Source organism: Plantactinospora sp. B5E13, assembly GCF_039871775.1.
GTDB lineage: Bacteria > Actinomycetota > Actinomycetes > Mycobacteriales > Micromonosporaceae > Plantactinospora.
Map to the genome: position 1 here is coordinate 65,225 of NZ_JBDPLT010000011.1, position 19,294 is coordinate 84,518.

General features: G+C 73.1%; 13 protein-coding genes and 1 pseudogene. 9 read left to right on the forward strand and 5 right to left on the reverse strand.

The features are described 5' to 3' along the window. Positions 1-121: 121 nt before the first annotated feature. Together ABGB05_RS12850 and ABGB05_RS12855 are read right to left on the reverse strand one after the other, a co-directional pair. Complete coding sequence (locus tag ABGB05_RS12850) at positions 122-955, reverse strand: ABC transporter permease subunit (RefSeq protein WP_347653478.1); 834 nt, start codon at positions 953-955, stop codon at positions 122-124. Continuing rightward, on the reverse strand, positions 952-1,890 hold the full coding sequence (locus tag ABGB05_RS12855; protein WP_347653479.1) for an ABC transporter ATP-binding protein: 939 nt from the start codon (positions 1,888-1,890) through the stop codon (positions 952-954). The genes ABGB05_RS12850 and ABGB05_RS12855 overlap by 4 nt, the downstream gene beginning before the upstream one ends. A 319-nt stretch (positions 1,891-2,209) precedes the next feature. Between ABGB05_RS12855 and ABGB05_RS12860 the strand changes: the two genes are divergently transcribed. Both ABGB05_RS12860 and ABGB05_RS12865 read left to right on the forward strand, forming a co-directional pair. After that, positions 2,210-3,016: a GNAT family N-acyltransferase gene (locus ABGB05_RS12860; RefSeq protein WP_347653480.1), complete on the forward strand. Its 807-nt coding sequence runs from the start codon at positions 2,210-2,212 to the stop codon at positions 3,014-3,016. Between the two features lie 206 nt (positions 3,017-3,222). Continuing rightward, on the forward strand, positions 3,223-4,050 hold the full coding sequence (locus ABGB05_RS12865) for a lysophospholipid acyltransferase family protein (protein WP_347653481.1): 828 nt from the start codon (positions 3,223-3,225) through the stop codon (positions 4,048-4,050). 161 nt (positions 4,051-4,211) lie between these two features. On the opposite strand, the gene ABGB05_RS12870 is transcribed toward ABGB05_RS12865, so the two are convergent. From ABGB05_RS12870 to ABGB05_RS12880, 3 genes are all read right to left on the reverse strand, one after another. Beyond that, entirely contained in the window at positions 4,212-5,285 is a 1,074-nt protein-coding gene (locus ABGB05_RS12870; protein WP_347653482.1) for a Type 1 glutamine amidotransferase-like domain-containing protein, read from the reverse strand. 304 nt (positions 5,286-5,589) lie between these two features. Beyond that, on the reverse strand, positions 5,590-7,530 hold the full coding sequence (locus ABGB05_RS12875) for a hypothetical protein (protein ID WP_347653483.1): 1,941 nt from the start codon (positions 7,528-7,530) through the stop codon (positions 5,590-5,592). Next, positions 7,527-8,291 (reverse strand): ABC transporter ATP-binding protein, encoded by a 765-nt coding sequence (locus ABGB05_RS12880; RefSeq protein ID WP_347653484.1) that lies wholly within the window; start codon positions 8,289-8,291, stop codon positions 7,527-7,529. Before ABGB05_RS12880 ends, ABGB05_RS12875 begins: the two co-directional genes overlap by 4 nt. Before the next feature lie 369 nt (positions 8,292-8,660). Between ABGB05_RS12880 and ABGB05_RS12885 the strand changes: the two genes are divergently transcribed. From ABGB05_RS12885 to ABGB05_RS12915, 7 genes and pseudogenes are all read left to right on the forward strand, one after another. After that, entirely contained in the window at positions 8,661-9,329 is a 669-nt protein-coding gene (locus tag ABGB05_RS12885) for a PadR family transcriptional regulator (protein WP_347653485.1), read from the forward strand. 160 nt (positions 9,330-9,489) lie between these two features. Beyond that, on the forward strand, positions 9,490-10,194 hold the full coding sequence (locus ABGB05_RS12890; RefSeq protein ID WP_101369786.1) for a response regulator transcription factor: 705 nt from the start codon (positions 9,490-9,492) through the stop codon (positions 10,192-10,194). Then, positions 10,191-11,741: pseudogene (locus ABGB05_RS12895) on the forward strand (HAMP domain-containing sensor histidine kinase); the annotation flags it as partial. The gene ABGB05_RS12890 and the pseudogene ABGB05_RS12895, both read left to right, overlap by 4 nt. 152 nt (positions 11,742-11,893) lie before the next feature. Continuing rightward, positions 11,894-13,600, forward strand: coding sequence for a trypsin-like peptidase domain-containing protein (locus tag ABGB05_RS12900; protein ID WP_347653486.1), 1,707 nt, complete (start codon positions 11,894-11,896; stop codon positions 13,598-13,600). A gap of 299 nt (positions 13,601-13,899) precedes the next feature. Beyond that, positions 13,900-14,580 (forward strand): BON domain-containing protein, encoded by a 681-nt coding sequence (locus ABGB05_RS12905; protein WP_347653487.1) that lies wholly within the window; start codon positions 13,900-13,902, stop codon positions 14,578-14,580. Between the two features lie 107 nt (positions 14,581-14,687). Next, entirely contained in the window at positions 14,688-15,749 is a 1,062-nt protein-coding gene (locus tag ABGB05_RS12910; RefSeq protein WP_347653590.1) for a glycosyltransferase family 4 protein, read from the forward strand. A gap of 140 nt (positions 15,750-15,889) precedes the next feature. After that, positions 15,890-19,291, forward strand: coding sequence for a cyclic nucleotide-binding protein (locus ABGB05_RS12915; RefSeq protein WP_347653488.1), 3,402 nt, complete (start codon positions 15,890-15,892; stop codon positions 19,289-19,291). The last annotated feature ends 3 nt before the right edge of the window (positions 19,292-19,294 follow it).

Sequence of the window (19,294 nt, forward strand, 5' to 3'; positions counted from 1 at the left end):
AGCCGGCTGAACACCCTGCGTGTGGGCTTGTCGGAGCCGTCCCTGCCAGCGGTGCGACGGCTTCCCGACCGTCGCCCCGGACGGTCGGCACGGGTGGCCGACCGCCCGGGGACGCGCGGGTTCAGGAGATGTCCCGCCGCCGCACGATCAGGGTGCCGACCACGCCGGTCACCACCGCGTACCCGATCATGACCGCGGCGCCGGCCCAGCGCGGCGGACTGCCCGGCAGGTCCGTGCCGGTCGCCATCAACTGCGAGGCCAGCGACGGGACGAGGAGTTGCAGGTTGTTGATCCAGTCGCCGAACCGCTGGGACAGCTGGGCCAGGAAGATCCCCGCACCGATGTAGCCGGCCAGGTAGAGCAGGATCCCGGTGACCGTGGCGCCGATCTGGCTGCGGATCAGGACCCCGAAGCCGACCCCGAAGATCGCCCACAGCAGGTACGCCAGCCCGTTGAGCAGGATGGCCTGCCACACCGCCGACTGGTCGAGCTGGTTGCCGAGGTCGAAGCCGTTGAGAATCAGCGGGGTGACGATCAGGTTGAGCACGGTGGTGACGAGCCAGAAGAGCACGCCGAGCACCGCCGCCGCGACCAGCTTGCCGAGCACCACGGCCGTCCGGTGCGGCGTCGTCAGGAACGTGGTGGTGGCGGTCTGGTGGGCGAACTCGCTGGTCACCACGACGACGCCGAGCAGCAGGACGATCAGCAGGCCGAGCAGCTGACCGTTGGTGTAGAGGTTGGCCGCGATGTTGAGCGGATCCGCCAGCACTTCGAGCTGGGCGGCCTGCTCCCCGGTGGGTTCCGGCGCGCCGACACTCGCCGGGTCCACCAGGAACTGCGACTGGAAGTAGTTGAAGAAGAGCGTGATGCCCCAGAGCGGCAGGCTGATCAGGGCGAAGACCCACCAGGTGTTGGTGCTGCGGATCTTGAGTAGTTCGGCGCGGATCAGCCTCATCGGATGGCCGCCTTTCCGGACGTGAGTTCCAGGAAGACGCCCTCCAGGTCGGGGCGCTCGGTGGTCAGCTCGTGCAGTTCGACGCTCGCGGCCAGGGCGGCGCGGCCGACGATCGGCGCGTCCACACCGCTGACCAGCAGCGTCCCGTCCCCGGCCCGCTCCACCTCGGCGTTCTGCGCACTGAGCGCGGTGACGAGTTCGTCGGCCTGCGGGGTGCGTACCCGGATCCGGGCACTGCCCGCCATCGAGCCGACCACGGTCTCCACCGTGCCCTGCCGGACCAACCGGCCGGCCGCGATGATCACGACGTCGTCGGCGAGCAGCTGCATCTCGGAGAGCAGGTGGCTGGAGACCAGCACCGTACGCCCCTGCACGGCGAGGTTGCGCAGGAAACCGCGCATCCAGCGGATCCCCTCCGGGTCGAGCCCGTTGGCCGGCTCGTCGAGGATCAGTACCTGCGGATCACCCAGCATCGCGGCGGCGATGCCGAGCCGCTGCCGCATGCCGAGCGAGTAGCCCTTGAACTTCCGCCGCGCCGCCGGGGTCAGCCCGACCATTTCGAGTGCCTCGTCGGCGCGCCGCTTCGGCAGGCCGGCCGCCGCGCAGATCACCCGGAGATGGTTGATGCCGGTCCGGCCCTTGTGCGCGCTCGACGCCTCCAGCACCGCACCCACGTGCCGTACCGGATCGGTCAGGTCCGCGTACCGCAGCCCGCCGATCGTCGCCGTCCCCGCGGTCGGCGTGACCAGGTTGAGCAGCATCCGCAGGGTGGTCGTCTTGCCCGCGCCGTTCGGTCCCAGGAAGCCGGTGACCCGGCCCGGTTCGATGGTGAACGACAGATTGTCGACCGCCCGGACGTTGCGGTACACCTTGCTGAGTCCGGAGACCACGATCTGGCCGCTGCCAGCCGCGGGGCCTGGTCGCCCGTCGGACATTTGTCTCCCCTCGTTCGACGCCGCCGTGTGCCGGCCGCGCGCCGGCCCAGCCTTTACGGTGCGGTACGCACGGTCAACCGGAATGATCCCGCACCTCCGCCTCATCCCCGGGCACGAGTCCGTCCTCCTCCGGTACCAGACGACCTCGTCCCCACGGTCCCTCCGGCCGGCCGACCCCGGCACCGGTTCCCGCCCCGGCCCGTGGGCAGACCCACCCGGCAGCCGGGGGCGCCCCCCTGACCGCAGCGTTCACCGTATCGACACACGGCCAACCGGCGGCCGACACGTCAACGGCAGTACCGGCGCCTAGACAGACACCATGGCCGTTCTGCTCACCGCTGGGCCGGAGACCGCGACCAGCGGATACACCCTGTCGATCGCCGAAGGTGCGGCCCAGGTCGCCGCCGCGCAGAAACTCCGCCACGACGTCTTCGTCAACGAGTTCGGGGCCCGGCTCTGCTCCCCGACACCCGGACTGGACATCGACGACCTGGACCCGTACTGCGACCACCTGATCGTCTCGGAGGACCGCAGCGGGGCGGTCGTCGGGACGTACCGGATGCTGCCGCCGGACCGGGCGGCCGCGGCCGGCCGACGCTACGCCGAGGGGGAGTTCGACCTCTCGCCACTCGCCCCGCTCCGGGACGACCTGGTGGAGATCGGTCGCTCCTGCGTCGCTCCGGAGCACCGGTCCGGTGCCGTGATCAACCTGATGTGGGCGGGTATCGCCCGCTACCTGCACCTGCGTGGCCTGCGCTGGCTCGGCGGCTGTGCCTCGGTGCCGCTCGAGGACGGCGGCGTGATGGCGGCCGGGGTCTGGGCGGAGGTGTCCCGGCGGCACCTGTCCCCGCCGCCGCTACGGCTGCGGCCGCACCGTCCCTGGCTGGCCGAGCCGGACGCGGTGGCGGCGCTGGCAACCTCCGGCGAGGGCGGGAGCGGGGGCGTCGCGATCCGGGGCCGGGCGCAGATGCCGCCGCTGCTCCGCGGCTACCTGCGGCTCGGCGCCTGGGTCTGCGGGGAACCCGCGTACGACCCCGACTTCGACGTCGCCGACCTGTACGTCCTGCTCTCGTTCGACCGGATGCCCGACCGGTACCGCCGGCACTTCCTCGGCCCGGACCGGTGACGGTCGTCCATCGGGCCCGTCCCACCCCGCCGCCCGGGCCGCTCCGGTCGGCGGGGTCGGCGGCGCCGTCTCCCGGTTCGACCCGGCAGGTGGCGGCGCCGGGCGGCCATGGGTCGCTCTGGCGACCGGAGTCGCCCTGTGGGCCGGACTGCCTGCCCGACCCGGCTCGGACACCACGGGTCCGCAGGGCACGGCAGATCGGCCGGGTGCTCGCACTGTCGGGGGTGCTCCTGCTCGGTGCGGCGTTGGTGGCCGTACTGCCGCTGCTGTCCCGGGCCGGGCGGCAGACCGCCGGACGGCGCTGGGCCCGGTTGGTGCTGGCGGCCGTCGGGGTGACCCTCGTGGTCCGGGGCGAGCCGCCCCGGAACCGGGCGCTGCTGGTGGCGAACCACGTCTCGTGGCTGGACATTCCCGCGGTGCTCGCGGTGTCGCCAGCCCGGATGCTGGCCAAGCACGAGGTACGGCGGTGGCCGTTGATCGGGTCGCTCGCGGCCCGGGGTGGCACCCTCTTTGTGGACCGGACCCGACCCCGGGCCCTGCCGGAAACGGTGGCCCAGGTCGCCGGGGCGTTGCGCTCGGGCGCGGTGGTGGCGGTCTTCCCGGAGGGTACGACCTGGTGCGGGGCGCCCCGGGCGGACGCCGGGTGCGGCTGGTCTGGGCGGTTCCGGCCGGCGATGTTCCAGGCGGCGGTCGACGCGCGGGTACCGGTGGTGCCGGTACGGCTGAGCTACCGGGCCGGGTCCGTCGGTGCCACCGCCGCGCCCGCCTTCCTGGCCGACGAGAGCCTGCTCGACTCGGTACGCCGGGTGCTGGCGCTCCGGGACCTGGTGGTGACCGTGACCGTCACCGCCGACCTGGCCACCTCCTCCGACCTGGCCACCTCCTCCGACCTGGCCACCTCCTCCGACCCGGCCGCCTTCGCCGGCCGGTCCGGCGGCACCCGGTCGCGACCCGGCAGGTTGGTGAGCCGGCGGCGGCTCGCCGAGGCCGCCGAGGCGGCGGTGCGGGCGGCTGCCGGGGCGGCCGTCGGGTAGCCGGGGGCACGGCACCGGTCTCCGGGTGGTTCCGCCTCCCGTCGGGCCGGCGGATCCAGGACGGCCGGTGGTGGCCGGGGCACGCCGGGAGGGTGGGCCCCGACCTAGGTTCTGTCTCGCGGATCTTGGTGGTCGGGGACACGGCGTGCTGATGACCGAACCTAGGCGCGTCCGACCAGGATGAAGCGCTGGGTGAGGACGGGGGTGTCGTCGGTGAGGTCGGGGGTGTGGCCGAGGAAGCCGGTGACGACGTCGCTGCGGAAGAACTCCTCGTGGGCGGCTCGCCAGGCCGTGGCGTCGGGGTAGCCGCGGCCCTCGGCCTGGGCGTAGGCGTCGGTGACAGAGCCGATCGGCTCGGTGGCGACGCGGGTCATCTCGATGACGGCGGCGGGATCGCCGTTCGAGTTGACCACGCAGAAGCGGTCGCCGGCCGCGGGCAGGGACTCGTGGAGGGCGGGCAGGCCGGTCATCGCCGTCTTGGTGCCGTCGAGGATGGCGGCGACGCCGGAGTCGCGCAGGGGGCCGGGGGCGGCGAGCTCCAGCACCGGGAGGCCGTCGGCCGGGACGGTGGGGGCGAACAGCTTCCAGTGGCCCTCGGTGATGACGTCGACGGCGCCGTCGACGACTCGGATGGCGGTGTCGTCGTCGATGGCGTAGGCCGGGTTGGGCAGGGCGGCGGCCCAGCGTTCGGCCGCGGCCATGGTGTTCTCCGACAGGTCGGGGTGGTCGACGTGCGGGAATATCGAGAAGCCGACGACGCCCAGGGCCTCGTCGGCGCCGGACGGCGGCTTCCAGCCGATGAAGTCGTCGCCGACGCGGGGGGCCATCGCCATGCTGCCGCCGCTGAAGCTGACCCACACCTTGTCGCGCAGCGAGGGCAGCATGGCGGCCAGGCCGGACTCGCGCATCCAATGGGCCATGAAGAGGGCGTCGCCGCCGCTGGCCAGCAGCGCGTCGGCCTGCTCGACCCAGGACACCCAGTGGTCGCGGTCGATGCTTGGCAGCGCGGTCAGCTCGAGCACGCCCATCGACTTCCAGCCCAGCTCGGTCATCGGCTGCCCGGACCTGCCGGCGACGAACTCCCACACGCCCGCCGGCTTGACCCAGGGGGACCCGTACATGCCGGTGGGGATGCAGAGGGCGGTGGCCTCGGCGATCGGTTTGCCCAACAGGCCGAGAAGCGCCTCGTGGATGCTCGCGTTCTTGACGCCCGCCGACGTGAGAAGAAGCTTCATCGTTCCTCCAGAACCAATTGCAAATTGCAAGTGGTTTCGGAAGCTATCACTCCGTGCCGGCCAGCCGCAGCCCCAGCTCCGGCCGGCTCACCGTGCCCGGGGCGAGGCGGCAGACGTACGAGGTCAGGTCCCTTTCGGCTGCATTGGTCACCGGCAACGCAACGTCGCCGAACGCTGCATCAACCGGCTCAAACAATGGCGCGGCCTGGCCATGTGCACGAACAAACCGGCCGTGCACCACCAGGCCGCACTCACCCTCGCCGGCATCCTGCTCTGGACCGAACCATGATCCGAGAGACGCTGCCTAGCCCGGTTCCCCGGAGGCGGGCCGGGCGTGGGGAGAGCTGCCCGGCTGTGGTCGGCGACCCCACAACACCAGACCGGCGAGCAGCATCGCACCGCCCAGCGCGACCATTGCCAGCCCCACCGCGGTTCGCGCGCCCCCGTCCAGGTGACTGGCCACGATCCAGCCACCGTCGATCCCGAAGGCCAGCACCATCACCCCCTGCGGGACCACCGGGATCCACCCCACCGTCAACAGCGCCAGCGCCCACGCCGTCGCCCGGTTCTCCCGGTACCACTGCGCATCCCACTTCAGCGGAATCACCGTTTCCGGGGGCCGGCTCCGTTGGCCGGCCGCGGCGAGCACCTCGGTCCCGCGCCGGGCGAGGCGTTCGTCGGCCAGCCAGACGCCGCCCCAGCAGACCGCCGCACCGCACAGCAGCCCGACCGCTGGCATCAGCGGTGCCACCCACGGCGGGCCCCAGACCGCCAGCGCGAGTACCGGCGCCGCGGTGAGCAGCCCAGCCCCGGTGGCGACCAGCACGCTGACGATGTCGGTCGGGTTGTCGGCCGAGGTGGGATGCCGTGGGTCGGCTGCCGGGCGCACCCGCAGCAGCGACACCCACACCGGTACCGATGCGCCCGCGCCGAGCAGGGCCGGCAGGGTGGCGAGCGCGACCAGCGCGTCGACATCGGGCGCGAGGACGACGCCGGCGACGGTGAGCAGCACCCCGATCGGGGTGACCAGAACCAGCCACGCCAGGGCCCGGCCACGGACCTCGGCACGTTCGCCACCCGGCGTCGTGAACGGCAGCCACAACGCGGTGCCGTCCAGTCCGACCAGCCCGGCCGACATCGCCGCCGCACCGAGCACGGCGAGCGGCCCGGCCCACGGCAGCAACAGGTCCACGTCGGACAACAGCGGTGCTCCGGCGAGCAGCGCGCCGTACACCACCGCGAACGCCAGGTACTGCAGGCGCAGCGGATGCCGCAGCCAGGCGCGCAACTCGCGCCCCGCGACCGCCCGGGTCGGGGCCGGCACCCATCCCAGCCACCCGGACTGCGCACGCCCCACTCCGGCCGAGGGGGCCGCCGTGGTCCCTCGCGGCCCGGCCGGCCCGCTGTCGGTGCGGCGGGGGAGCGGGGCCGCCGTGGTCCCGCGCGGCCGGAACGGCACGCCGGTGGTGACCATCCTTCGGACGAGCAGGATGTACGCGGCGGCGCAGAGCACCACGACGCCAGCGAGGGCAGCCATCATTCCCGCTCCTCGGCCGGGTGACCCGGTCACGGCGGAGAGCGGCCAACTGCTCGGCACGTACCGCATCGCCCGGACCACCTCGTCCGGCGCCCCGACCAGCAGGACCGACACCCAGGGAAAGACCGCCCAGAGCGACCCGGCGACACCCATCGCCGTACCGGTGAAGATGCCGGTGAGCAACGCCCCGGCCGGCCCGCCGGCGTGACCGACGACCTCCAGCGCGATCGCCGAGCCGATCAGCCCGAGCAGCCAGAGCAGTACCGCGCCGGAGGCGGCGACGAGGATCGCGGCCGCGCCGTGCCGAGCGGCGTGCACCGGCAGCGCGGCGAGCGCCACCAGCGAGACGGCCGGGCCGATGCCGATCGCCGACGCGGCGAGCAGACCGATCGCGGCCGGGAGACCGGCGATCGGTTCCAGCCGTAGGTGGGCCGGGCGGACCCGGCCCTGACCGCCGCCGAGCAACAGCGGCAACACGATCCAACCGAGAACCCACGCCCCGACCAGCAGGGCGAGGGTGTGCTGGTCGCCGCGGAGCGCGTACCGGATCAGCCAGGCGGCGGCGAGCAGACCGGTCAGGCCGGCCACCGTGGGTCCCGGATTCTCGCGCAGCGAGCGACGCAGCATGGCCGTGCGCATCTGGGCCGGCACCGCGATCCTGCCGAGAGTGCCGGTCAGCGGGCCGGGGGCGAACGGGTACGTACTCATCGTGGCCCCGTCAGCCAGTCCAGGCCGGCACTGCCGGAGGCGTCGGCGCCGACCAGCTCGACGAACCGGTCCTCGAGACTGCCGCCGGCGGCGACCTCGGCGACCGGCCCGGCGGCGACCACCCGGCCCTGATGAATCACGGTGACCTCGTGGCACATCTGCTCGACCAGCAACATCGAGTGGGTGGACAGCACACAGGTGCCGCCGGCGGCCACGAACCGGCGCAGTACCCGGCGGATGGTGGCCGCGGAGACCGGGTCGACCGCCTCGAACGGCTCGTCGAGTACGAGCAGCCGGGGCGCGTGCAGCAGGGCCTGGGCGAGGCCGAGCTTCTTGCGGGTGCCGGTGGAGCAGTCGGCGAGCGGGGTGCCGGCGCCCTTGGCGAGGCCGAGCACCTCGACCAGTTCGGCGGCCCGGTCGGCGGCCGCGACCCGGTCCAGCCCACGCAGGCCGGCGCTGTACCGCAGCAACTCGGCACCGGTGAGGCGCTCCGGGAAGTCGAGGCCGTCGGGTAGCACGCCGGTCAGCGCGCGGGTCAGTCCCCGGTCGCGGAGCGCGTCGTGGCCGAGGATCCGGATCTCCCCGGCGTCCGGGGTGACCAGTCCGACCGCCATCCCGATGGTGGTGGACTTGCCGGCGCCGTTGGGCCCGACGATGCCGTGGAACGTACCGGCGCGGACGGTCAGGTCGAGGTCGTTGACCGCGCGATGCGTCCCGAAGGTTTTCACCAAACCGCGGATGTCGAGTGCTGGGGAGGTCACGCGCGGAGCATAGGTGAAGATCGTTTGCGGTGGGGGACGGAAGGCGGCGGGTTCGTCGCGGAGAGCCACGTCCTCGCTGGCTGGCGCCGTACTCAGTCTCGTCGAAGAGGTCCACGAGACCCGCCCGGGTCAGGCGGGTCGCAGTACCGGGGTCGCGATGTATCGCGTTATGGTGGCCCGGGAGGTGTCCGGGCACCGCCAGTGGGCGCGGTGGCTCACGAACAGGAACCCGGCGGGGCGGACCGGGCCCGGGGGCGGAACCGGGACGGAACGGAGAAACACCATGGCCAGGTGGAGGCTCCACGGCAGCCGCCGCCCCGTCCTCGGCGAGCCGGTGACCGGGCCGGCGTGGGACGGAGCGGGGTCGTCATGACCCCCGTGTTCGGACACGGCCGGCTCCGGCTCTATCTGCTCAAACTCCTCGACGACGGGCCGAAGCACGGTTACGAACTGATCCGGCTGTTGGAGGAGCGGTTCCGGGGGCTGTACACGCCCAGCGCCGGCACCGTCTATCCCCGACTGCAGCGGATGGAGACCGAGGGGCTGGTCACCCACCAGGCGGCGGGCGGTCGGAAGGTCTACGAGATCACCGAGCGGGGACGGCGGGAGCTGCGTGAGCGGGCGGACGAACTGGTCGCGCTGGAAGTGGAGATCCACACCTCGCTGGCCGACCTGAGCAGACTGGCCGGGGAGATCCGGACCGGGGTACGCGAGTCGATCCGGGACCTCCGGCAGGAGCTTCGGGCGGCGGCACGGGAAACCCGACGGGCCGTCCGGAACATCCCGTCGACCCCGGTCCCGCCGTCGCGGGGGACGGGCAGGGACGGGGTGCCCCGAACCGGACGCCCCTGCGGTCCGCCCGGTCCGCAGGCGGCCGGGGAGACCGATCCGGGCGACGAGTTCGAGCGGCGGCTGCTCGGTTTTGTCGAGGAGGCTCAGGCGCTGGCCCGGAGCCGACGGTTCAGCGACGCCCAACTCCGCACCGCGATCCGCCTGCTCGACGGCGCACTGGACGGGTTGCGCCGGCTGCTGCGCTGATCCTGCGGGGCTGCCGCGCTGATCCTGGGGGCTGCTGCGCCGAGCTTGTGAGACTGCTGTGCCGAGCCTGCGGTGAGTGTGCGGTGCGGCCGACCCGGCTCTCAGACAGTTTTCAGGGGATGCTCAGCCGGGCCGCAGCACGGGCGCGGATGATGGCCAGATGGCAGCGACAACCCAGAGCGAGGCCCGGCTACTCGTGGTCGAGGACGACCCGAACATTCTCGAGCTGCTCTCCGCCAGTCTGCGGTTCGCCGGCTTCGACGTGGCCACCGCGACCAGCGGCAGTGCGGCGGTGAGCGCGGCCAAGGAGCGCCGACCGGATCTGGTCGTACTTGATGTCATGCTGCCCGATCTCGACGGTTTCGAGGTGATCCGGCTGCTCCGCGAGGGTGGTACCCGTACCCCGGTGGTTTTCCTGACCGCTCGGGACGCGACCGACGACAAGATCCGGGGCCTGACCCTGGGCGGGGACGACTACGTCACCAAACCGTTCAGCCTCGAGGAGTTGACCGCCCGGATCCGGGCGGTGCTGCGGCGGACCGCCACGGGTGAACACGCCCCGTCCCGGCTGACCTTCGCCGACCTGGAACTGGACGAGGAGACCCACGAGGTGCACCGCGCCGGAAAGCGGGTGCAGCTCTCGCCGACCGAGTTCAAGCTGCTGCGCTACCTGATGCTCAACGCCAACCGGGTGCTCTCCAAGGCGCAGATCCTGGACCACGTCTGGAACTACGACTTCCGGGGCGACGACAACATCGTCGAGTCCTACATCTCCTACCTGCGGCGCAAGATCGATACGACCCAGCCTCGACTGATCCACACGTTACGAGGGGTCGGATACGTGCTCCGCAAGCCGGCGGCGTGAACGCGACCCTCGCCCTGAAGGGACGGCTCCGGGCCGTACCGCTGCGGGTGAAACTGGTCGCCGCAGTCCTCGTGCTGGTCGCCGCCGCGCTGGTGGTGATCAGCGTGATGACGGCGTTCTTCCTGCGCAGCTATCTCGTCGACAAGATCGACGACGAGCTGGCCAGCTACGCGCACCAACCGGAGACCGTGTTCCAGCAGATCCAGCGGGACCCGACCACCGGCAACAGCGGGCTGCCCACCGACTACCTGGTGGTCTTCGTCAACGGCACCCAGGCCAGCCTGCGTTACGACGACCGGGCGCTGACCACCAGCAACCTGCCGGGGACGCTGCAGGACCTGGGCTGGTACCAGCGGTACGCCGACGAGGACGTCTTCACCGTCAGCTCGGCCGACCACCGCTACCGCTGGCGGGTGATGATCGTGCAGTTGCAGGACGGGCTGTACCTCGCCGTCGGGCAGCACCTCACCGACGTCGACCTCGCGGTCAAGGAACTGGTCTGGATCGACGTGCTGGTCGGCGGTTCGGTCCTGATCACCCTCGCGGCCGCCGGCGCGGCGATCGTCAGGACGAGTCTGAAACCGCTGGTGGAGATCGAACGGACCGCGGCGGCGATCGCCCGAGGTGACCTGTCCCGCCGGGTGCCCGACCCGGAACTGGGGGAGATCGAGGCGAAAACCGAACTGGGTCGGCTGTCCCGGGCCCTGAACGCGATGCTCGCGCAGATCGAGATGGCCTTCACCGCCCGGGCGGCCTCCGAGGCGGCGGCCCGGACCGCCGAGTCGACCGCGCGGAGTGCGGAGGCCGCGGCCCGGAACGCGGCCAGTGCCGCCCAGACCTCGGAGACCCGGGCCCGCCGGTCCGAGGAACGGATGCGGCAGTTCATCGCGGACGCCTCGCACGAACTGCGTACTCCGCTGACCACCATCCGGGGCTTCGCCGAGCTCTACCGACAGGGAGCCGTCGGCACACCGGAGGACACCGCTCAACTGATCCGCCGGATCGAGGACGAGGCGGCCCGGATGGGCCTGCTCGTCGAGGACCTCCTGCTGCTCGCCCGCCTCGACCGGGAACGGCCACTCACCCTGGCCCCGGTGGAACTGCCGGTGCTGGCCGGCGACGCCGTCCAGGCGGCTCGAGTGGTCGCCCCCGAGCGGTCGGTCACCCTGGACATCGAACCGGGCTCCGGAGCGCTCGTGGTCCTCGGTGACGACGCCCGGCTGCGTCAGGTCATGGGCAACCTGATGACCAACGCGCTCACCCACACGCCCCCCGAGGCGTCGGTGACCCTGCGACTCCGGAAGGACCGCGACGATGCGGTCATCGAGGTCGCCGACACCGGTCCGGGGCTCACCCCGGAACAGGCGGAGCGGGTCTTCGAACGGTTCTACCGGGCGGACGCCGCGCGGACCCGTCGGGCCGGCGGCGGGATCAGCACCGGACTCGGACTGGCGATCGTGGCGGCCCTGGTGGCCGGACACCACGGCACGGTCGAGGTCGACGAGACACCGGGCGGCGGCGCCACCTTCCGGGTGCGGCTGCCGCTGGTGGCGGAGAGCGACGAGGGCCTCGAGCCGGGTTCCGAGTCCGGGCCGGCCGAACAACCGGGTCACGCCGATCCGATCGACGTAGAGTGATTCCCAGGCAATATCCAGGTGGGTTCCAGGTGGATCGCAGAGCAGGGGAGCAGGGTAGGGGCATGAGCGAGTTCGAGACCGACCCGCAGCGGCGGCCGGCAGACGCCGACCGCGAGCTCTCGCATCCCACCGCCGAGCTGCCGCGCGATGACCGCGGGCAGACCGCCGAGCTGGCGCGGGACGACCACGCCCAGACCGCCGAGCTGCCCCGCGACGACCGCGGGCAGTCCGACGCCGGTACGGCCAACCCCGGCACCAGCTTCGCCGACCCGGACACCCCGGGCATCGGCGCCGCCACCACGGACAGCGGTTCCACCGCCCCGGTGGCGTCGACCGGCCCGGCGTACGGCTCCCCGGTACCCGCCTCCGGCCCGGCGTACGGCACCCCGCCGCCCGCCTCAGGCCCGGCGTACGGCACCCCGCCGCCCACCTCCGGTCCGGGGTACGGCTCCCCGCCGCCCACCTCCGGACAGCCGTACGGTCCCGGACCGTACGGCGCCGCGCAGCCGTACACGCTGCCGCCCGGTGGCCAGCCGGCCAACCCCTGGCAGGCGCCGCACGGCGCCCCGCAGCACCCGCACCACGGCTGGGCCGGTCACCACCCGACCGGGCACCCGGGCCTGCCCGGGCCGGGCGGCGGGATGCCACCGCAGCAGCCGTACGGCGGCCCGGTTCCACCGCCCTGGGCGACCCCGGCCAACCCGGGTCACGCACCCGGACGGCTCGGCAAGCTCGTGGCGGTCGGCGCCACCGCACTGGCCCTGATGGTCGGCTCCGGCATCGCGGGTGGCGCGATCGCGCTGGCCGTCGACGACGGCGGCGGTGTCACCAAGACCTACACGGCGGCGCCGGTGATCAACTCGGCCGACCTGCCGAAGATCGCCGCACAGGTGCAGAACAGCGTCGTCTCGATCAGCACCGCGAACGCCGAGGGATCGGGTGTGGTGATGAGCGCCGACGGCTTCATCCTGACCAACAACCACGTGGTGGCGAGCGCGACCGGCAACCGGGTACAGGTGATCTTCGCCGACGGCACCCAGGCCACCGCCGAGATCCGGGGGACCGACCCGAAGACCGACCTGGCCGTGATCAAGGCGCAGGGGGTCTCCGGGCTCAGCGCCGCGAAGTTCGGCGACAGCGACGCGATGCAGGTCGGCGACACCGTGCTGGCGCTCGGCAGCCCGCTCGGCCTGCAGGGCTCGGTCACCGCCGGCATCATCAGCGCCCGCGAGCGGACCATCCAGGCCGGCGGTGACGAGCAGGGCAGTCCGTTCAACCGCCCGCAGCAGGGCGTCAGCTCGATCTCCGGCCTGCTGCAGACCGACGCGCCGATCAACCCCGGCAACTCCGGTGGCGCTCTGATCAACACCAACGCCGAGGTGATCGGGATCAACACCGCCATCGCCACCTCGGGCCAGGGCACCGGCAACATCGGTGTCGGCTTCGCGATTCCGAGCAACAAGGCCAAGGCGGTCGCCGAGGCCCTGCAGCGGGGCGAGAAGGTCAGCCACCCGTCGCTCGGCGTCTCGGTCAACCCCGCGGAGAACGGCGGGGCACTGGTCGGCGGGGTCGTGCCGGGCAGCGCGGCCGACAAGGCCGGCATCCAGCAGGGCGACGTGATCACCCAGTTCGGTGACAAGAAGATCAACGACTCCAACGACCTGGTCGCCGCGGTGCAGGCCGGCAAGGTCGGTGACCAGGTGCAGGTGACCTACACCCGGAACGGGGCGCAGACCACGGCAACCGTGACGCTTACCGAAGCGTCCTAGAGATAGGCCGTACGCTTTCGGGCCGATCTTCCGTACGCGGAAGTGGTGCCTCCTCCCAGAGCGGCGGGCGACGTGACCAAGGGGGTTGGTCAGGTCGCCCGCCGCTCCCTTTCTGTCCCCGTCCGCGTCCGGCTTCGCCGCCGTTCCCGTCCGCGCACTTCCCGGCGCCGGATGCCTTCACCTGATCGGGGTGAACCCGGCTCACCCGGGCCGGAGTGAACATGGGGAGTGCTCTGCAGCGCCAGCGATCGGGCTCGACGGGCCCGGGGGAACCGCGATGCACCGGGGGAGGAACGGCGATGAGTACCGGAGTGAGCATGGCCCGGCGCGACACCGAGATCCAGCACGACGTGCTGGCCGAACTCGCCTGGGACGCCCGGGTACGGGCCAGCGAGATCGGCGTCTCGGTGGCGGCCGGCGTCGCGACCCTCTCCGGCTGGGTGGACAGCTACGCCAAGAAGTGGGCGGCGGAACGGACGACGCACCGGATCCGGGGCGTCCGGGCGGTGGCCAACGACATCATCGTCCGCCTGCCCGGTGACGCGGAGCGGACCGACACCGACATCGCCACGGCGGCGAGCCGGGCGCTGGAGTGGGACGCCTACGTACCCGTGGAGAAACTCGACGTCACCGTCGCCAACGGCTGGCTGACCCTGCGAGGCGAGGTCGCGCAGGGTTTCCAGAAACGTGCCGCCGAGCGGGCGGTACGTCGGCTCACCGGTGTCCGTGGCGTGACCAACCTGATCACGGTACGACCGGTCGGTGGCGTGCTGGCGGCGGAGCTCGAGCGGGACGTCCGCAACGCCCTCGCCCGGCGGGCCGGCCTCGACGCCGAACTGATCGACGTCGAGGTGGCCGGCGGGACCGTGGTACTCAGCGGCGAGGTCCGGTCCTGGAAGGAGCGGGACGAGGCGGAACGTGTCGCCTGGGCCGCGCCGGGAGTCGGTGACGTCGAGGTCCGGCTCAGCCTGGCGGGCTGACCCGGCCCGCCCGGCGTCCAGCATCCGATCCGCCGGCCCTGCGGGAGGCCCCAGTGACCAGTAATCCGTCCGATCGGGAACGTCCGGTCCGCCCGCTGCGGATCGCGATGGTCGTCCCGCCCTGGTACGAGCTGCCACCGCCGGGCTACGGCGGCCTGGAACAGGTCTGCTCGGCGCTGGTGGACGGACTCGTGGCCAAGGGGCACGAGGTCACCCTCTTCGGCGCCGGGACCGGCACCGGAACCAGCGCGCGGTTCGTCGGCACCGTGCCGGAGGTGCAGCACCACCGGCTCGGTCAGGCATTGCCCGAGTTGGCGCACGTCGCCCGGGTCAACCGGATGATCTCGCCGGATTCGTTCGACATCGTGCACGACCACACCACCGTCGGTCCGTTCGCCGCCGCCGAACGGTCGGTGCCGACCGTCACCACGGTGCACAACCGGCCGACCGGCGAACTGCGGGAGGTGCTGGGCGACCTCGATCCCGCGGTGGGACTGGTGGCGATCTCCCACACCCAGCGTCGGCTGGCACCCGAGCTGCCCTGGACCGCGACCATCCACAACGGCATCGCCAGCCGCAACATCGTGAGCAAGTCGGCACCCGGACTCGGGCCCGTGCTGTGGCTGGCCCGGTTCAGCGCGGACAAGGGCCCGGACCTGGCGGTCCAGGCGTGCCGGGCGGCCGGCCTGCCGCTGGTGCTGGCCGGCAAGTGCGACGAGCGGTCCGAACGGCAGTACCTCGAACAGGTCATCGAGCCGATGCTCGGACCGGACGTCACGGTGCTGCGCAACCCGGACCGCGACGCGACCGTACGACTCATGCTCGCCGCCCGCTGCCTGATCATGCCGATCCGCTGGGAGGAACCGTTCGGCATGGTGATGGTGGAGGCGATGGCCACCGGTACGCCGGTGGTGGCCCTCAACCGGGGCGCGGTGCCGGAACTGATCCGGCCGGGGGAGACCGGACTGATCTGCGACGAACCGGCCGAGCTGGCGCCGGCCCTGCACGACGCCGTCCGGTTGGATCCCGCGGCCTGCGTCGCGCACGTCCGGCGGATGTTCTCCGCCGAGCGGATGGCCGACGAGTACGAGCGCGTCTACCGCGCCTGGCTGGTGCCGGCCCGGGAAACCGCGGAGTCCACCTCGACGCCCTCGGTGAGCGCCTGGTGACCGCCACGGCCGCTCATCCCGGGGCGGCCTGTCCCACGATCGGCGGGTTGCCTGTCGGGTAGTGGACCCGCTGTCAACAGCGCCGGATTTACGGCTTATTCTGCGGGCCGCACCGACCCGTGGAAGAAGGCAGGTAGCCGGTGGCCGTCGTCGAGAGCCGGGTGAGCGTCTGGGAGGCGTTGGCGGGTCGCGCCCCCGGGCAGCCGCTGGGTCCGGCCGAACCGGGCGTCTGGTCGGCCGTCGTCGACCGGCTCAACCCGGCCCGGGCCCGGCCCGTGCTCCGGCCGGGCATCGAGAGCGCCGAGCTGGTCTCGGTACGCGACGTGCCGTACGTGATGCTCCGCTCGCCGGACGGCGGCGGCGACGCCTGCTATCTGCGGCTGTCGCCGGAGGAGTGGCAACTCGCCCAGCTGATGGACGGCTCCCGTACGGTGGCCCGGCTGGTCGCCGAGTTCGCCCGGATCGCCGGCCGGCTGGCGCCGGAGCAGGTCACCCGGGTCGTCGCCGACCTGGCCGGCAACCGGATGCTGGCCGAACTGCCGGTGGACGCGTTCCGCCCGCTGGACCGGGTACGCCGACGGCCGTGGCCGCTGCGGCTGGGGCGCGGTCTGCTCGCCGCCGCCCGGGGCCGGCGCAGCGTGGTCGTCGACGTGGACCCGCTGGTCGGGTTCCTCTACCGGGCCGGGGGGCGACTGCTCTTCACCCGGGTCGCCGCGACCCTGCTCGGCCTGGTGGCACTCGCCGGGATGGCCCTGTTCGGCTGGACGTGGTGGGCCGGGGAGCAGTCGCTGTTCCTCACCGACGGCTCGTACGCGGTCGGCGCGGCGGTGCTGCTCGGGCTCAACGTGATCGCGCTGGCCTGCCACGAAGCGGGCCACGCCCTGGCCACCCGGCACGCCGGCCGCCGGGTCCCGGCCGCCGGCTTCCTGGTCTACTTCGGCATCCCGTCGGTCTTCGTCGACACCACAGACGTCTGGATGGCGGGCCGTCGGGCCCGGATCCTCACCACCGCCTCCGGTCCGGCCGCCGGCCTGGTCCTCGCCGGCCTCGCCCAGGTTGTCGGCGTGCTGGTGCCGGAGGCCGCCCCGTGGACGTTCAAACTCGCCTTCGCCTGGTACCTGAACGCGTTGTTCAACCTCAACCCGTTCCTGGCGCTGGACGGCTACTACCTGCTGATGGACTGGCTGGAGATCCCCAACCTGCGGGCGCGCGGGCTGGCGTTCGTCCTGGCCCGGCTGCGTCGCCGCCCACCCTCCTGGGCCCAACTCGACCGGGAGGGCCGGATCGTCGCCCTGTACGGCGGCCTGGCGGTCTGCTGGCTGGCGATCGCGGCCAACCTCGGCTGGCGGATCTGGACCGACCGGGTCGCCGGGCTGACCCTCGGCCTGTGGCGTTCCGGGTGGCCGGCCCGGCTGTTGCTGGTCGCGGTCGTCGCCGGGCTGGCCGCGCCGCTGGTCTGGCTGGTGGCCGGCTGGCTCGCCCGGCGGCTGCGTCGGGCGTGGGCCCGGTGGGTCGACCGGCGGCGCCGGGCCGACCTGCCCCGACGGATGGCGGCGCTGCGGCGCTCGCCGCTCGGCCGGCTCCCCACTCCGGCACTCGCCGGCCTGGCGGCACAGGCCGGCTGGATACGGCCCCACCCGGGCCAGCAGTTCGGCTTCGCCGGTGCCGCCCAGTCGGTGGTGCACGTGGTCGTCGACGGCATTGTGGAGGGTCGGCGGCCGGGTGACCCGGCCGGACTCGTCCGGCAGCGGCTCGGCCCGGGCGGCACGGTCGGGCTGGCGAACGCCCTCACCGGCAGTCCGGCCGGCCTGGACTGGCACAGCGCCGGCAGCGAGCTGCTCGCCCTGCCCGCGTCGGCGGTGGTCACCGCGGTGGGCCCGTTGCCCGGCCCGCCGTCGGGGGACCGGGTCGCCGCGGAGGCGCTCTTCGGCGAGGCCCCGGCGCTGCGCGGACTCACCGCCGAGGACCGGCTCGGCCTGGTCTCCGGCGCCCGGGTCGCCACCGTCGACCCCGGCGACCCGGTCACCCTGCTGACGTCGCACGAGGCGGTGGTGGTGGAGTCCGGGGTGGTGGAACTCCCCGACGGCACGCAACTGCGCCGGGGTACGGTGATCGGCCCGTCGGGGGAGGGCGAGCCGGGTACGGTGGCGACCGCCCGTACGCCCGTCCGGGTCTGGACCGTACCGGCGGTCTCCGGCCTGTCCATGGTGCTCGGCGCGCCCGCGACGGCCGCACCGACGACGCTCTCCACGGCGGCGGCCTCACCCGGCGCGGCTCCCCGGGCCGGCGTCCACCCGGAGGCCGACTACCCGCCGCTGCTCGCCCCGCCCGGACCGCCACCAGCGGAGGCCGACCCCGACGTCGACCGACGGTTCGAGCGGCAACTGTGGTGGCTGCTCCTGCTCTTCCTGCCGGTGGCCCTGCTCTCCAGCGCGGCCAACCTGGTGCCGGGGCCGGCCTGGGCGGAGATGCCCGACGACCGGGCGCTGCTGGCGGTGGACCACGGCCGGATCGACGCCGTGGTGGACGGCCGGGCGGTCACCCTGACCGGCGACGGCCGGGTCTACGTCCGGGCCGGCGACCAGATCCGGGTCGGCACCCGTTCCCGGGGCAGCCTGACGTTCCGGGGCGGTGCGACGGCGCTGCTCTGCGCTGGTGCCCGGACCAACGTCGGTCCGCTCTGGAGTGACGGGGTCCGGCCGGTCACCCCGTACGGCCGACTCACCCTCGACGTGGGTCGGATCGTGGCCGACACCGGCAGCCCCAGCGCCGCGTTCGCGCCGCTCGCCCTCACCGTCGAGCGGACCTCCGGCGGCATCATCAACCGGGGCGCCGCCCGGTACGCGGCCTGGGCCCGCGGCATCGAGGTCTCCGCCGGCGAGGTGCGGGTCTCCGGGGTACGTCAGGAGGACACCGGCCGGACCCTCGACTGCGACGGCGGGACAACACCGGACGGGGCGGACCCGGTCCGCTCGGCCACCCCCGAGGAGACGGTGCCGACCGATCCGGTGACCCCGACACCGACCTTGACGGCGAGCCCGACGCCGTCGCCCACCCCGTCGGCCACGCCGTCCCCGACCCCGTCGGCGAGCCCGACCCCCACCGGATCGTCCCCGGCCCCGGCGACCAGCGCACCGGGTACGCCACCCCGGACGAGCGCCCCGCCGACCACCCGGCCGCCGACCCCGCCCCGGGACGTCACCGACCCGACCGTCTCCGGCGTCTCCGTCGACCCACCGAGCATCAACCGCTGCGATTCGGACGGCCGGGCCACCGTCAGCGGGCGCGTCGCCGACAACGTCACACCGGCCGGCGAGATCACGGTCAGCGGAAGCTGGACGACCGGGCAGGAGAACGGGACGGTGAGCTTCAGCCGGTCCGGCGATGTGTTCCAGGGCGCCGTCGTGGTGCCGCAGAACGCCGACGAGCCGGGTGGCACGATCACGGTCACGATCCAGGCGGTCGACGCCGCCGGCAACACGTCGGACCCGGTGACGGCGACCATCAGGCTGGAGCGGTGTAGCTTGCCGGTACCCCAGTGAGGA